Below are 14,944 nucleotides of genomic sequence, written 5' to 3'. Positions count from 1 at the left end.
GACGAAGGGACCACCGATGTACGAGCGCGCAGTGATCTTCGACCTCGACGGCGTGATCGTCGACAGCCACGACGTCATGCGCCGGGCATTCGTCACGGCGCACGCCGAGGTCGTCGGTGCGGGAGAGGCGCCGTTCGCCGAGTACGAGCGCCACCAGGGCCGGTACTTCACGGACATCATGACGATCATGGGGCTACCGCTGGAGATGGAGGGCCCGTTCGTCCGCGAGAGCTATCGGCTGGAAGGCGAGGTCGCCGTGCACGACGGCGTTCGCGAGCTGCTGGCAGAGCTGCGGACGCTGGGGTTCGGTCTCGCGATCGCCACCGGGAAGTCAGGGGTGCGGGCGCGGTCGTTGCTGAGGTGTCTCGGCTTGCTCTCGTCGTTCGACCACGTGCTCGGTTCGGACGAGGTGGCGCGTCCCAAGCCCGCCCCCGACATCGTCCAGCGCGCACTCGCCCTGCTCGGCACCGCACCGGACTCGGCCGTGATGGTCGGTGACGCGGCCAACGACGTCATCGCCGCCAGGCAGGCCGGAGTCACCGCGATCGGGGCGCTGTGGGGCGCACTCGACGCCGACGACCTGATGGTCGCACGGCCCGAGTTCGTGCTGCGCAGTCCGGTCGAGCTGCTCCAGGTCCTGCCGCTGCCCGTCGTGGCGACGTGAAAACGAAGCGGAAAGGATTCGAAAGCCGGTCGGCCTAGCTTCGCCTCCGAACCCTCCCAGATCGAGGCCGGTCAGGAGAAACGCACATGTCTAGTCTGCTGCACATCGACGCCAGCGTGTCGGGAACGGGGTCGGTGTCCCGCCGGCTGTCCGCCGCGTTCGCCGCTCGCTGGCAGGCCGCGCACCCGCGTGGCGCATACGTCCACCGCGACCTCGCGGTGGATCCGGTACCGCACATCACCGGCGCCACCCAGGCGGCTGCGGCGGTGTCCGACGAGGCGCGCACTCCCGAGCAGCGTGCGCAGTGGACGATCAGCGCCCCGCTGGTCGACGAGCTGAGGGCGGCGAGCACGCTGCTGCTGGGCGTGCCGATGTACAACTTCTCGATCCCGTCGACCCTCAAGGCGTGGCTCGACCGCGTCATCATCCCAGCGCACATGGTGGACCCCTCGACCGGCCGCGGTGTGTTGAGCGGTAAGAAAGTGGTGGTCGCCTGTGCGCGTGGCGGCAGCTACGCGCCCGGCACGCCCCGCGCGCCGTTCGACTTCCAGGAGCCGTACCTGCGTGCCGTGCTGAGCCTGATCGGACTGGACGCCGACCTGTCGTTCGTCCACGCGGAGCTGACGATGGCCGCGGTCATGCCCCAGATGGCCGCGTTCCGCGGCGCCGCGGCGGAGTCGCTCGACGCGGCGTTGCGAGCCGTCGAGGAACACGCCGTCGACGTCGAGACCTCAGTCGCCTGAGCTCGAGCACATGGGGCTGCGCCCGCCGAGAACCGGCGGGCGCAGCCCCATGTCGTCACGCTTCGGCCGCGGGATTGAGGTACTGGCGGAACAGGACGATCTGGTTGTCCCGCACCTCGAGGATGAGCAACCCCGTCTGCTGCCACTGGTCGGCATCGGGATCGCGCTGCGGCAGGTGGAACTCGACGATGATCCGGTCCGGGTTCGTCGTCTGATGCCACTCGAAGTTGTGGAAGCGCCCTGACGTGAGCGGACTGCCCTCGGCGTGGGCGTTGATGACCGCGCGGATCTCGTCGCTCCCGACGAACCGGTTCGGCCAGCCGGGAGGAACGAAGGGGAACTCCATGACCGCGTCGTCCGCGAAGAGGCCGGCGAACGCGTCAGCAGAGTTCTCCTCCACCGCCTTCTGGTAGCGGAGCACCATCTGCTCAGGCGTGATCAGCTGCACTGCTTGGGACACAACGGTTCTCCGATCGGTGAGTGAGCTCCCGCGGCATGCCCGCGAGCGCGGTGACCACAGCGGCCTCGGGGACGTCCCCGACCAGCTCGGCACCGTGCGGGCCGTCGAGCACGAAGGTCAGACCGGTGGTCGCCTTCTTGTCCAGGCGCATGAGCCGGACCAGTGATGCCACGTCGGCGTCGGGAGGAAGTGCTGCCGGAAGCCCGTAGTGGCGCACCACGTCGTGGTGCTCGGCAGCGCGGTGGGGAGTGATCCGGCCGAGTGCGTGGGCCAGGCGACCGGCGAAGACGGTGCCGATCGCGACGCACTCCCCGTGGCGCAACGAGAAGTCCGTTGCGCGCTCGAGAGCATGGCCCAGCGTGTGGCCGTAGTTGAGGAGGTGCCGAAGGCCGCCGTCGCACTCGTCCGCGGCCACGATCTCGGCCTTGCGCGCGACACTCGCCACGATCTGCTCGTGCGTGGAGAGCGGACGCAGATCGCCCGCACCGATGAAGTGGCAGCGGGCGATCTCACCGAGTCCGTTGATCCGCTCCCGCTCCGGGAGCGTGCCGAGGTAGTCGGTGTCGCACAGCACGGCGCGGGGCTGCCAGTAGGCCCCGGCCAGGTTCTTGCCCGCGGGCAGGTTGACCGCGGTCTTGCCGCCGACACTGGCGTCGACCTGGGCGAGCAGGGAGGTCGGGAGGTGCACCACCGGAGTGCCGCGGTGGTAGAGGGCCGCGGCGAGCCCCACGGTGTCGGTCGTCGTCCCGCCGCCGCAGGAGATCACGACGTCGGAGCGGTGCAGCCCGAACCGGGCGAACTCACCGCACAGGCGCTCGACCGCGGCGAGCGTCTTGCCCGCCTCACCGTCCTGCGCGGGGATCACCACGGACGGCACACCGGGGTCCGGTGTCCACTCCGGTGGCCGCGCGGTCACCACGACGGCCCTGGCGGCACCGGCAGCGGCGACGATGCCGGGCAGGTCGTGTCGCACACCGGATCCGATGTGGACGGTGTAGGACCGGTCGCCGAGCTCGACGGGAACCTCGCTGATCACCCGTTCTCCTCGCGTCATGCGGAGCGCAGCCGCTGGCTGGCTTCGGAGTCGAGCCAGGTCCGGGTGGACCTGGCGGCGAGCGCCTGGCTCGCGAGGTCGATGCCGAGCCGGGCGTGGGTGCTGTGCAGGTGCTCGTAGAGCAGGTAGTGCGGGTGAACCGAGTCCGCGCACGCACGTCGAACCGCGTGGAGGTAGGCGGTCCACGACTCCCCGGCCGCACCGGTGAGGTGCCGCTGGTCGGTGGCGGGAGGTACCCACGCGTCCGCGGCGCCGAGCAGCTTCACCCGGTGTTCGGGCAGGAACGCCGCCGTCCACCGTTGCCAGCACAGGAAGAGGAACTGGCCGCGGTCGGCCGGGTGCACCAGTTCGACGAGCTCGCAGAGGTGGAAGTACGCGAACGGCAGCCAGTCGTTCATCGCCCCGATGTCGACCGCCAGATCGCTGGAGGCGTGCGCGAGCTGCTCGCAGCCGTGTTCGTGCTCCTGGTGCGGTTCGGCCACCTGCGACACGTCCTGGTCGGGCAGCAGCCAGCTGAGCGCGTCGTGCGCACGGGGCCCGGTCAGGAAGCACAGCAGGAGGTGTTCGCCGTCCCGGTCGTGACGCCGTTCGAACGACCAGCGCGCTGTCCGGTCCGCGTTGCGCAGACAGGCGCGCAGGCGCGGGACGACGGTGGACAGCAGATTGGTGACGTGTTGTTGCGAGTCGACGTGTTTCGGGGCGGACAGGCGGACACACGACCACTTGCGAGCCATACCTTCTCACCTCGGTTCGGTGTCGTTTCACCCTGACTGCACAGGGAACGCTAGCGATGGGCCGCGTCTCCCCGGTGGGCTGAACCGAGGACTAGGTGGCCGTAGGGGGGTTCGCTGGGGGGCCCGTTTCCAGTGTGGCGGCGGACACTGGATCGACGAACGTGGACGACCCGGTTGGTCTCCGAGTGAAGGGGTGACGGCGTGCTGCGGACAGAACTCATCCGTCCGGTGCCGGAGGTGCTCGAGGAGAAGGCCGAGCGTCACGGCGAGAGAGTCGCGTTCCACGACGGCTCGCGTGCCGTCAGCTACGCGGATCTCGAACTGCGGACGCGCCGGTTGGCCGGACACCTCGCCGAGCTCCGGCTGCAGCCGGGAGACCGCGCGGCCATCCTCATGCGCAACCGCGTCGAGATGGTCGAGAGCTACTTCGCGATCACCAGGGCCAGCGGCATCGCGGTTCCGCTGACCGTGGAGTCGACCGACGAGGAGCTCGCTCACGTCCTGCACGACAGCGGGGCCAGGGTGGTGATCACCGATGCGGGCAACGCCGAGCGGGTGGCTCGGGCGAGCACCCGCCGCCTGGTCGTGCTGGTCGTCGGTGACGATCACGTGCGCACGTCCGCGGGGTCGACGTTGTCCTACGAGGCACGCGCCTGCACCGACAGCTCGGCGGGCGCGCGCGACGACCTGTCCCTCGACCTGCCCGCGTGGATGCTCTACACCGCGGGCACGACCGGGCTGCCGAAGGGCGTGCTGTCGAGTCAGCGCAACTGCCTGTGGTCGGTCGCGGCGTGCTACGTCCCGATCGCCGGCCTCTGCGACACCGACCGCGTGCTGTGGCCGTTGCCGCTCTCGCACAGCCTGTCGCACATCGCCTGCGTGCTGGGGGTGACCTCAACGGGCGGGACCGCGCGGATCGTCGAGCGGTTCGCTCCGGAAGAGGTGCTGAGACTGGCGTTCGAGGACGGCGCGACGGTGCTCGCGGGTCTGCCGAGCACCTACCACCAACTCGTGCGGGCGGCCCGGCGGCGGACGGTCCGGTTGCCGGAGCTCCGCATCGGCCTCGTCGGCGGTGCGATCACCACCGGCGCGCTGCGCCGCGACTTCGCCGACGTGTTCGGCGTTCCGCTGCTCGACGTGTACGGCAGCACCGAGACCTGCGGCTCGATCACGGTGAACTGGCCGACCAGCGACCGGGCGGGCGCGCTTCCGGTGCCAGGGCTCAACGTGCGTCTCGTGGACCAGGAGACCGGGCTGGAAGCGGGAACCGACCAGGAGGGCGAGGTGCTCGTGAGCGGCCCCGGCGTGATGCTCGGCTACCACAACCAGCCGGAGTCGACCGCCGCGGTGCTCCGCGACGGCTGGTACCACACCGGTGATCTCGCCCGCAAAGACGCGACCGGATGCATCACGGTCGTCGGCAGGATGAAGGAGCAGATCATCAGGGCAGGAGAGAGGATCCATCCGGGGGAGATCGAAGCGGTGGTCCGGGACGTGCCGGGCGTCGCCGGTGTCGCGGTGGTGGGCAAACCCCACAGCGTGCTCGGTGAGGTGCCGGTGGCGTTCGTCGTACCGGGCCCCGACGGGTTCGATCCGGAACGGGTCTACGCCGCGTGCCGCGATCGGCTGCCGTACTTCAAACAGCCCGTGGAGTTGTACGAGATCGGCTCAATTCCGCGCACACCTCTCGGCAAGACGACGCGGCACGTGCTCCTGGACGTGCCCGCACGACTCCGCGCGGCGTCGACCGGGAGCTGCGACACGTTGTTCCGCAGGGACTGGGTGCCGCTTCCCTCGGTGCCCGAGCACGCCCCGGTGACCGGCCGGTGGAGCGTCGAGGACGAGCGGTGGGCCGCGAGCCTGAAGGTCGCCGGTGTGCGCGTGGTGGCGCCCGCGCTCGCGGATGTCGTTGTCCGGCAACGAGGACCGCTCGCCGAGATCACCGCCGGTGGTCGTCGAACGGTGGTCGACCTGGACGACGATTCGGATCCCGGTGTCGTGCTGCCCCGTGCGGTGGCCGCCGGTGAGCCTCGGGTTTCAGTGCGCTCATCGGTGTTGCTGGTGCCCCGGCTCGGCCGCACGCGCCTCGGCTCGGCGCCCGCGCTGGACGCGGCGAGCGGAACGGTGGTCGTGACCGGTGCGGAACACCCGCTCGTCGCCGCGGTGACCCGTCACCTCGTGGCCGCACACGGGGTGCGCGATCTCCTGTTGATCGGGTCCGCGCGACACGCCGGACGAGCGTGGTCCCGCCTGGTCGCCGACCTTCGCGAGGAGGGGGCCAGGGTCGCGACGGCAGCAGGCGATGCGCCGCCGCCTCGTGACGTCTCACTGGTGGTGCACGGCGAGTGCCTCGGCGACGAGGCAGGCGCGGACGGTGCGCGCGACCTCGCCGCACTCGCGGGGAACGCCCGTCTGGTGATCTTCACCGAGTTCGACGCGACCGCGGGCACGACGCCGTTCGACGACCTCGTCGACGCCGGCCGGGCGGTGCTGATCGCGTGGGCGGACCTGCCGGTGCGGGAGGCGTTGGCGACGTTCGACGCGGCGCTGAGCTTCGACCGCGGTCACTTCGCGGCGACGCGGCTCGACGGTGGGTGCTGGAGCGGTGAGGTGCCGCCGTTGTTGCGCGACCTCGTCGACTCGTCCTCGGGTGCCGCGCAGGAGCCGCCCTGTCCGCACGACTGGATCCGGGCGGCCTCCGCGGAGGACGTGCGGTGCCTCGCCGAGTTCGCCGAAGCCGGTGCGCCCGTGCCGTCCACGATCGTGGTTCAGGCGGGCGATCAGTCCGTTGAGGACGCTTGGTCCCGTGAGGACAGCCTGGCGTTCACCAGGCTCGTGCGGATCGACGGCGCGATGTCCGTCGACGACGCGATCGCGACCGGAAAGGCGCTGCAGCACGGCGAACGCGCGATGGCAGCGGAGTCGGTCCGGGGCGAGGTCGAGCGGCTGATGCACGAGCTGAACCGGATGGTGCCCGATCTCGATCACGTGGCGCGGTCGAGCGTCGGAGCCAGGATGCGAGGGTTGCTGGAACTGGTCGAGGGGGTCGGCTGACAGCGCCCTGACGCGTTGGACGGAACCGCATGGAGGAGAACGCATGGCCTACGTCGGGATCGACGTCGGAGGAACCAAGGTCGCGCTTCGGGGCGAGTTCAGCGGCGGCGTGACGCACGAGAGCTCCTTCCGCTGGCCGAACACCCGCGATGTCAGCGACGATCTGAGCGCACTGGCAGATCACCTCGCGACCGCACGGGCGGAGTGGCCGGAGCCGATCACCCGCGTCGGCATCGCGATGCCCGCGACGATCGACGACTCGGGGCACGTCGTCACCTGGCCGAGCCGATCCCATTGGACCGCGCTGAACTTCGGTGCGCTGATGGACCAGCTCTTCCCCGGCGTGCTCGTCCGGCACGGTGACGACGGCGAGCTGGCCGCGCTCGCCGAGGCCGCCAGCGCGGACTGCCTCGATCTCGCCTACCTGGGAGTGGGGACGGGAATCGGCGGCGGCCTCGTCATCGGCGGCCGGCTCGCGGCCTGTTCCGCGACGGGGGCGTGCGAGGTCGGGCACATGATCATCGATCGGTACGGCGAACCGTGCGTGTGCGGCCGCCGGGGCTGCCTGCAGGCCGTCGCGTCCGGTCCGGCCACGTTGAACCGGGCCGCCCGGCGCCGCGGCGGTGAGGTCGGCATGGCCGAGCTCCGCGCGGGCCTGCGGCGGGAGGAGTCGTGGGCCGTGTCCGCCGTGGACGACAGTTGCGCGGCGATCGCGGTCGCCACCGTCAACCTGATGGAGCTGTTGCACCCGGCCGTCGTGGTGATCGGTGGCGGGTTCGCCGCGGCCGTCGACGACTTCGTGCACCGGGTGGTCGAGCACGCCGCGGCCTGGACCAGGCCGGGCATGGGCACGATCGACATCAGGCCGGCCGCCTGCGGAGGACTGTCCTCGTTGCAGGGAGCGGTTCTCCTCGCCCGGCTCGACTGACGGGCACACCCGCCGCCGTTCCGGCGGCGGGTCTCACGCGATCTTGGAGGTCGCCGCGCAGAGATCGGGCGGGAGGTCGCTGCGCTGTCGGACGTTCAGCTTGCGGAACACCCTCGTCAGGTGCTGCTCGACGGTGCTGGGCGTGATGAAGAGCTTCGCGGCGATCTCGCGGTTCGTGTACCCCATCGCGGCCAGTGAGGCGACCCGGAGCTCCGACTTCGTGAGCTCGGAGATCGCGGTGGGAGCGGCCGGAACCGCGGTCACCGCGTCGGCGTCTCCCGATTCGGGCAACAGCTCGTGGGACAGAGGCGTCGCGGAGCACGCGCGGGCGACGTGCCACGCGCGGTGCATGACCATCCTGGCGCGTTTCCGATCTCCGAGCGCCTGGTGGGCGCGTCCGAGCTCGCCGAGCACCATGGCCAGCTCGTACTGATCCCCGTTCGCCTCCAGCAGTTCCATCGCCTCGGTGAGCAGATGCGGTCGCTGGCGGGGCTCGGTGATGCTCGCGAGCAGCCGCAACGAGATGCCCCGGCTCCGCGATCGTTCGCCACCCGGTTTGGCGAGCTCGTCGTAGATCAGGCGGCGTGCCTGGTCGGGATTGTCGTGCCGCAACCACGCCTCGGCCGCACTCGTGCGCCAGGGAACGATTCCCGAGAGGTCGAGCGCCCACTTGCGCATGAGCTCGCCGCAGGAGAGGAAATCGGCCAGGCCGGCGTGCGTGCGTCCGGTCGCGAGTTGGTGGTGCCCCCGAGCGTGCAGGTAGTGCAGTCCGTAGCGGGTGTCGAACACGGCCTCCGGCACGATCTGCGACAACAGCTTGGCGGCTTGGTCGTGGTCGCCCGTTCTCGTGTGCGCCTGCACGAGTGCGCTGATCGGCAGGGCGGCGGCGACTCCCCAGGCACGCGGCGTCAACGTGGTCAGCGAGCTGTGCGCGTAGTGGATCGCGGAGGGGAAGTCGCCACGCCGGCAGTTGATCTCCGCGCGGACCGCGTCCACCACCGCGCGCCAGGTCGGTGAGCGATCCGCGGCCACCCCGGCCGCGAGGTGATCGCACCACGCGCTCGCATCGGCGACCTGGTCGACGTACAGGAGGCTCAGCAGCGCGAGCAGGACCGGCTCGACCGACCAGGTCGCGTCGGACTGGCTGAAGGGCTGCGCCAGCAACGTGCTCGCCCGAGCGGGCACGCTGTCGACATCGCCCCGGATCAAAGCCGCTGCGATCTGCGACATGGGCACCGCGCGCGGGGGTGACTTCTCCGCCCTCGGCGCGGGCATCTCGAGTGCGAGCGCCGGGTAGCAGACCTGGAGCCAGCGGTGGACGTCGCACGCCAGGTGCCCGAACCCGTCCCTGCGCATGGTCTTGTCCAGCAACCGGCGTGCGTCGGTCTGCCTGCCGAGCCACATGAGCTGACGGATCACCTGAACCGCGTCCGTCGACCGCAGCGCGTCGGATGCCGCGATGGTGGAGAGATCGGGGAGGTGGCGGGCGGCGACCGCCGGGTTGAGCAGCCACTCGGCGCGGGCGAGGCGCGCGCGGATCGTCGCACCGAGGTCGTCGTTCACCTCGCAGGTCTGAGCGAGCAGGAGGAAGTCGACCGCGCGTTCCGCGTGCTGGTCCATGACCGCCTGTTCCGCCGCCTCCAGCAGAACCTCCGGTGCCCACGGTTCGTCGGCATGTGCGGCACGCAGGAGGTGGTCGCTGACGAGGGTGGCGGGAGCGCCGCGCTCGTGGAGCAACCGGGCGCTGCGCCGGTGCAGCGACTGGCGCTCGTGCGGCGCCATGTCGTCGAGCAGGCAGTCTCTGACGGCGGGGTGGCGAAAGCCGTGCTCGGCCAGCAACCCGGCCGCGGTCATGGTCCGCAGGGCCTGTTCGACCGTCACGGGGGCGACGTCCAGCAGCTCGGCGAGCACCGGTGCGGAGAACTCGGCCTCGTTCACCGCGAGCGCCCGCGCCACCTCGAGCACCGGGGCGCCGCTGTCGCGCAGGCAGGCGACAGCGGTGCGTCCGAGTGCCTGCGGTCCTTCCAGGTACGCGTGGACCAGCAACGGACTTCCGCCGGTGGCGGCGAGGAACTCCTCCACGACGTGGTCGGCGTGCCGGGCACCTCCACCGCGGCGGAGCACCTCGGCCACGCCGGCACGGGAGAGGAGCGGGAGGCTCAGCTGCCGCACGTGGGACGGACTGGTCAGGTCGGACGTCGGCGACGCGGCCTGGGGGAACTCGGTCCGCTCGGTCGTCACGAGCAGCACCCGCGTCGCACCGAGCCGCCGCACCAGCTGCACCAGGATCCGGGTCGAGCACTCGTCCGCGTGCTTCACGTCGTCGATCGCGATGAGCACGGGTCGCTGTTCCGCGAGATCCGTGACCGCGGTGCACAGCCGGCTCAACACCTGTGCGACCGCCAGGTCACCGCCCGTCTGCATCGCCTGCTCCAGTGCTGTCGCGCACCTGTCGACGAACCAGGCGGGCAGTGTGGAGCCGCAGAAGAGTTGGTGCAGGGTGCCGAAGGGGAGTGCCCGGTCCAGTGACGTGCACACCGTGCTCATCACGTGGGATCCGGCATCGGCGGCGCGGCGGCTGAAGGTGCGGATCAGGGAGGTTTTGCCCGCACCGACAGGGCCGTCGACGGACACGAACCCGGAAGACCGGCCGTGTTCGTCGGTGAGCCACTGCATGAGGTGTGTGAGATGTGCGTCCCGTTCCACCAAATCCACCGGGATGCCTCCTGTCGTCACCTTGGCACAGGTGTCGACACCTATTTTAGTGTTGGAGCTATCGTCTGCATTCCAGGTGAATTTCAACCGCCTTTTGATCGGCTCGGACCGACCGTCGCGGACTGCTCGGCCTCGGCCACCTGCTCGCTGGGGTGGATGCAACGCCGTTTCGACTGAACAGGCGGTGATCATGGGCTGGATGTCCGACTACGAGTGGCTGTTTTGTCGAGATCAGGCAAGCGGCGGGTTGTGTGCGGTCGATGTTCTGGTATTGCCCCAGTATTTGCATAGACTTCCTATGTCTTGTACTTCGGTCTCATGGCGTGACGAGTGGCCAATTGAGACAAGAGTCTGTCGGAAGTCTGTCCAGGTAAAGAGCCCTTCCGTATAGCTACCGCGTGTCATGTCCATTGACGATTGTTGTAACAAAAGGTACTTTGAGATCGGCTTGTGACCGAGTTGTCGCGCTTGGTTACCGCCTCCTCGACGCTGATCTGTTCGGAGGTGTGGACAAGCTGTCCGAGCGTAGATGGCCGGCTTGCGTTTCGTCGGATGTTGCGAAGCTGTGAGGTGCTGGGTGGGCTCGGACCGGTCGGTGGCGGCGGATGGCGACATCGCGTTCCGAATTCTGGGCGCGGTGCAGCTCAGCGCGGCTGACGGCGAGGTGCGCACCGTGTCCGGGAGGCAGCTCGCTGTGCTTTCGCTGTTGTTGGTCAGGGCGCGACAAGTCGTTAGCGTGGACCAATTGGTCGATGCGAGCTGGAATGAAGCGCCGCCATCGACGGCACGTGCGCAGATTCAGTTCTGCATTCATGCCCTGCGCGCCGAGTTCGATCGCATGGACCTGCCGGCCAAGATTGTGACGCAATCGCCGGGTTATCGGCTCGACGTTGCCGACGAGGACGTCGACAGCCTCCTGTTCGAAAACATGGTGCACGAGGCTCGTGACCTCGCTCGAAATGGAATGGTTGACGAGGCTTCGTCGTCGATGCGTCGTGCTCTCCGGCTGTGGCGGGGGGCATCGCTGGATTGTGACTCTCGGGTTGTCCGAGATCATGTCGCCTGGTTGGATGAGCTGCACCTCGAAGTCATCGAGGAATGTCTCGGGCATGAGCTCGAGCTGGGGCGGCATCGAGAGCTCGTCGGCGAGCTCAAAACGCTGGTCGCCGAACACCCGCTGAAGGAGCAGTTTCGCTATCTCCTGATGCTCGCGCTCTATCGTTCGGGCCGCCAGAACGACGCGTTGAGCGTTTACCGCGACGGTCGCGCTCTCATGGTCGAGGAGCTCGGGCTTGATCCCGGCGTCAAGCTGCAGCGCCTCTCGGAGGCCATTCTCGCCGACGACGAGACGCTCCTGGTGCAAGCGCCCCGGACTTCGACCGCGGACTCCCGGACGAGCTGGGGGCGCCCCAGGCAACTGCCGACGACCATCGGTGACTTCGCCGGGCGTGACGAGCTCGTCGACATGGTGGGGCGACTGCTGGCGTCCGAACCCGAGCCGGGACCCGCGCGCAACGCCGTGCCGATCGTGAGCCTCACCGGCCGGGCCGGGGTGGGCAAGAGCGCACTGGCCGTGCACGTGGCTCATCAGGTTGCGACGGAACACTTTCCCGACGGGCAGCTGTACATCAACCTGCACTCCAACGCGGGAAACCCGGTGACAGCCAGGGAAGCGCTCGGCAGGTTCCTGCGCGCCATGGGGGTCAACGGCGCGTCGATACCCGACAGCGAGGACGAACGCGGCGAGATGTACCGCGGACTGCTCGCGGACCGGCGGGTGCTCGTGGTGCTCGAGGATGCCGCGAACGAGGCGCAGGTGCGACCGGTGGTGCCGGGTTCCCCGACGTGCGCCGTGCTGGTGACCAGCCGCGCTCGCCTCACCGGGCTGTTCGGGAGTCGCATCGTGCCGATCGACGTGCTCTCGCCGCGCTCGTCGCTGGCCATGCTGGAAGGAGCGATCGGGCGCGAGCGAGTGGAGCGCGAGCGCGATGCGGCCGGTGCCATCGTGGCCGCGGTCGGCGGTCTGCCGCTGGCGTTGCGCGTCGTGGGCGCCAGGTTGGCGGCCCATCCACATTGGACGCTGCAGTCCATGGTGGACAGACTGGCCGACGAGACGAGGCGCCTGGACGAGCTGCGACACGGCGACATGGTGGTGCGCAGCAGTCTCGAGATGACCTGCGAGGTGCTGGACGTCGGAGCGGCCGACCTGATGAACAGGTTGGGAGGTCTCGATGCCGACGACCTGCCCGCGTGGACCGCCGCGGCGGTGCTGGACGACGCGGAGGGTGACTCGCTGAACCGCCTCGACCGGCTGGTCGACGCGCACCTGGTGGACACCACGGCCGGTGAGGCGATCACCTCGTCCCGCTACCGGTTCCACGACCTCGTGCGGATCTTCGCCAGGGAGCGGCTGCGGCAGAACGAGCCGTCCGCCGAGTCCGAGAGCATCGGCCGAGTGCTGGGCGGCTGGCTGCAGCTCACCGGACTCGCCCATCGCCGTCTGTACGGCGGGGAGTTCGTGACCCTGCACGGCGACGGCGCGCGCTGGCCGGTGCCTGCCGCGTACACGGACGACGTGGTCGACGACCCGTTGCGCTGGCTGGAGTCGGAGCGAGCCAACATCTGCTCGGCGATCAGGCAGGGAATCGACTTCGGCCTCGACGAGCTGTGCTGGGACCTGTCGGTGAGCATGGTGTCGCTGTTCGAGGTGCGGAGCTACTTCGACGACTGGCTGGCCACGCACGAGCATTCTCTCGCCGCGACCAGAGCCGCGGGCAACGATCGGGGCAGCGCCGCGCTCCTGTGTTCGCTGGGATCGTTGTACCTCAACCAGAGCCGGCTGGAACGCGCGCGGTCGGCCTTGATGCCCGCGCTCGAGTTGTTCGCCGGGTTGGACGACGCCCGCGGACTGGCGCTGACACGACGCAACCTGGGGCTGCTCGAACGGATGAGGGGAGTCGCCGACAGCGCCCGTGCGTACTACGTCCAGTCCCTGGAAGGGTTCGTGGTGCTGGGGGACCTCGTCGGTGAGGCGTCGGTGTTGAGCCAGGTGGCGCAGATCGACCTCGACGAAGGCGACCACGGGGCGGCGTTGGTCAAACTCGAGCGTGCGGCCGGGATATGCGGGGAGGTGCGGAGCCCGCGGATCGAGTCCCAGGTGCGGTACAAGCTGGGGAAAGCGCTTCTGGCGCTGGGGGAGTACGAGTCGGCCGGCCAGGTGATGGCCGAAGTGCTGGACCTCGTGAAGAACGCGAACGACGTGCAGGGCGAGAGCTACGCCGTCCACATGCTCGGCGTGATCGAGCGGAAACGCGGCCGCCTCGCTCGTGCGGCTGAGCTCCTGGAGAAGGCGATCGACCTGTGTGCGCGCAACCTCGACCACGTCGGAGTTGCCCGTGCTCAGCTGGAGCTGGCAGACGTGGAGTTGACGAGAGGCGCGCCCAAACAGGCGCGAATGCTGGCCGAGCAGGCGCACACGATCTTCGTCGAGTACAAGATCCCGAAATGGGCGCTGGCCGCGGAACGCCAGTTGCGCGCCTGCCAGGGAGGAGGCGGCCGATAAGGCTGCCTGTACCTCCTCCGGCGGCGGTTCGCTCGATGCTCAGAGCGTTGTCGACACGACGGTGACCGTCGAGTTCGGGTCCCAGGGTGTGTCAGAAGCGGTCATTTCCTCGAGACCGGTCGAGCCGAACAGCATGAGCAGCGGGAGGAAGGTGAAGGTGAGCGCCCGGTAAACCATGTCGATGCATCTCCATCACTCGTCGTTGTGTTGATGCAAAGCTACTTGTCCCGGTTTTCATGCCTCTTTCAACGCGGTTCCCGACCGGTGCGTCACCCAATTGCGTATTGAGACGCTGGATTGTCCGGACCGGTGCGACGCCGACCTCGCGAAAACCGAACTGGCTGGTGAGCCAGGGGGCTCACCAGCCACGTGGGGTGCTCGCCGCGACTCCTCGTCGCTGCTCCGGAGCTGCGGTCACTCGGCGATCTTCGTGCGCCCGCACTCGTGGAAGAGCGGAACCGGGATGTCGCCGACCGCGACGGAGTCCCCCGAATAGGTGAAGTGACGGTAGCCGTTGCCGCACTGCAGCTTGACCTTGTCGGCGAGGTCGTGCACCTCGTAGAGAGTTTCGGTGGAAGGCTGTCCGTTCACTCCGTCGGCGAGTGCGACCTTGATGGGGTTCATCGACGTCCTCCAGATGCGAATGAGTTTCTTCCGGGGGAATTCTGGATCGAAGTTAACGTGCCGCGGAGATGAGATCCAGAACACGTCGGCGCACGTAGGGGTGTGTAGGGGAACCTTAGGGGATGGGGGCTATTCACATAGCCGAGTAGTTTTCGCTTCACTCAGGAGAATTCCGTTGCGAGGGAAGCGAGAACATCGTGACTGCTTCGAGGCTGTTCACCAGTGAGTCGGTGACCGAGGGGCACCCTGACAAGATCTGTGACGCGATCAGCGACTCCGTCCTGGACGCGTTGCTGGCGAAGGATCCGCGTTCGCGGGTGGCGGTCGAGACGCTGGTGACGACGGGCCAGGTCCACGTCGCGGGTGAGGTGACGACCGAGGCGTACGCGGACATCCCGTCGATCGT

The 14,944-nt window shown here is 69.0% G+C and carries 12 protein-coding genes; 6 read left to right on the top strand and 6 right to left on the bottom strand.

Annotated features, from left to right (window positions below; all coding sequences use genetic code 11):
- The first annotated feature begins 16 nt into the window (after nucleotides 1–16).
- Nucleotides 17–664: an HAD-IA family hydrolase gene (locus FKR81_RS33350; protein WP_146358217.1), complete on the top strand. Its 648-nt coding sequence runs from the start codon at nucleotides 17–19 to the stop codon at nucleotides 662–664.
- An 86-nt stretch (nucleotides 665–750) separates the two neighbouring features.
- On the top strand, nucleotides 751–1,407 hold the full coding sequence (locus FKR81_RS33345) for an FMN-dependent NADH-azoreductase (RefSeq protein ID WP_146358216.1): 657 nt from the start codon (nucleotides 751–753) through the stop codon (nucleotides 1,405–1,407).
- A 55-nt stretch (nucleotides 1,408–1,462) separates the two neighbouring features.
- Here FKR81_RS33345 and FKR81_RS33340 read toward each other — a convergent pair whose 3' ends face one another.
- From FKR81_RS33340 to FKR81_RS33330, 3 genes are read right to left on the bottom strand one after another with little or no spacing between them, the layout of a single operon-like run.
- Nucleotides 1,463–1,867 carry a nuclear transport factor 2 family protein gene (locus FKR81_RS33340; RefSeq protein ID WP_146358215.1) on the bottom strand — a complete coding sequence of 135 codons (405 nt, stop codon included), beginning with the start codon at nucleotides 1,865–1,867 and terminating at the stop codon, nucleotides 1,463–1,465.
- A complete protein-coding gene (locus FKR81_RS33335; protein WP_186763321.1) occupies nucleotides 1,836–2,903 on the bottom strand; it encodes a 3-dehydroquinate synthase family protein in 1,068 nt (355 codons plus the stop codon). The genes FKR81_RS33340 and FKR81_RS33335 overlap by 32 nt, the downstream gene beginning before the upstream one ends.
- Nucleotides 2,904–2,917: 14 nt before the next feature.
- Complete coding sequence (locus FKR81_RS33330) at nucleotides 2,918–3,655, bottom strand: hypothetical protein (protein WP_146358213.1); 738 nt, start codon at nucleotides 3,653–3,655, stop codon at nucleotides 2,918–2,920.
- 201 nt (nucleotides 3,656–3,856) lie between these two features.
- On the opposite strand from FKR81_RS33330, the gene FKR81_RS33325 reads away from it, so the two are divergent.
- Nucleotides 3,857–6,709 carry an AMP-binding protein gene (locus FKR81_RS33325; protein ID WP_222598485.1) on the top strand — a complete coding sequence of 951 codons (2,853 nt, stop codon included), beginning with the start codon at nucleotides 3,857–3,859 and terminating at the stop codon, nucleotides 6,707–6,709.
- A 43-nt stretch (nucleotides 6,710–6,752) separates the two neighbouring features.
- On the top strand, nucleotides 6,753–7,637 hold the full coding sequence (locus tag FKR81_RS33320) for an ROK family protein (RefSeq protein WP_146358212.1): 885 nt from the start codon (nucleotides 6,753–6,755) through the stop codon (nucleotides 7,635–7,637).
- A 33-nt stretch (nucleotides 7,638–7,670) separates the two neighbouring features.
- On the opposite strand, the gene FKR81_RS33315 is transcribed toward FKR81_RS33320, so the two are convergent.
- Complete coding sequence (locus tag FKR81_RS33315) at nucleotides 7,671–10,352, bottom strand: helix-turn-helix transcriptional regulator (RefSeq protein WP_186763320.1); 2,682 nt, start codon at nucleotides 10,350–10,352, stop codon at nucleotides 7,671–7,673.
- Between the two features lie 529 nt (nucleotides 10,353–10,881).
- Between FKR81_RS33315 and FKR81_RS33310 the strand changes: the two genes are divergently transcribed.
- Nucleotides 10,882–13,914, top strand: a complete 3,033-nt coding sequence (locus FKR81_RS33310) for an AfsR/SARP family transcriptional regulator (protein WP_146358210.1) — start codon at nucleotides 10,882–10,884, stop codon at nucleotides 13,912–13,914.
- A gap of 39 nt (nucleotides 13,915–13,953) precedes the next feature.
- On the opposite strand, the gene FKR81_RS43915 is transcribed toward FKR81_RS33310, so the two are convergent.
- Both FKR81_RS43915 and FKR81_RS33305 read right to left on the bottom strand, forming a co-directional pair.
- Entirely contained in the window at nucleotides 13,954–14,091 is a 138-nt protein-coding gene (locus tag FKR81_RS43915) for a hypothetical protein (protein ID WP_186763318.1), read from the bottom strand.
- 237 nt (nucleotides 14,092–14,328) lie between these two features.
- On the bottom strand, nucleotides 14,329–14,538 hold the full coding sequence (locus tag FKR81_RS33305) for a DUF5988 family protein (RefSeq protein ID WP_146358209.1): 210 nt from the start codon (nucleotides 14,536–14,538) through the stop codon (nucleotides 14,329–14,331).
- Between the two features lie 197 nt (nucleotides 14,539–14,735).
- Here FKR81_RS33305 and FKR81_RS33300 point away from each other — a divergent pair.
- On the top strand, nucleotides 14,736–14,944 hold a 209-nt coding region (locus FKR81_RS33300; RefSeq protein WP_268891592.1), incomplete at its 3' end, for an S-adenosylmethionine synthetase N-terminal domain-containing protein.

The sequence above is a fragment of the Lentzea tibetensis genome (assembly GCF_007845675.1).
GTDB lineage: Bacteria > Actinomycetota > Actinomycetes > Mycobacteriales > Pseudonocardiaceae > Lentzea > Lentzea tibetensis.
This window is presented reverse-complemented; position numbering and strand designations above follow the sequence as displayed.

Bases quoted from the DNA above. Each gene is read 5' to 3' on its own strand.
- FKR81_RS33350 (WP_146358217.1), top strand. From the start codon at position 17: ATGTACGAGCGCGCAGTGATCTTCGACCTCGACGGCGTGATCGTCGAC.
- FKR81_RS33345 (WP_146358216.1), top strand. From the start codon at position 751: ATGTCTAGTCTGCTGCACATCGACGCCAGCGTGTCGGGAACGGGGTCG.
- FKR81_RS33330 (WP_146358213.1), bottom strand. From the start codon at position 3,655: ATGGCTCGCAAGTGGTCGTGTGTCCGCCTGTCCGCCCCGAAACACGTC.
- FKR81_RS33320 (WP_146358212.1), top strand. From the start codon at position 6,753: ATGGCCTACGTCGGGATCGACGTCGGAGGAACCAAGGTCGCGCTTCGG.
- FKR81_RS33310 (WP_146358210.1), top strand. From the start codon at position 10,882: ATGGCCGGCTTGCGTTTCGTCGGATGTTGCGAAGCTGTGAGGTGCTGG.
- FKR81_RS43915 (WP_186763318.1), bottom strand. From the start codon at position 14,091: ATGGTTTACCGGGCGCTCACCTTCACCTTCCTCCCGCTGCTCATGCTG.
- FKR81_RS33305 (WP_146358209.1), bottom strand. From the start codon at position 14,538: ATGAACCCCATCAAGGTCGCACTCGCCGACGGAGTGAACGGACAGCCT.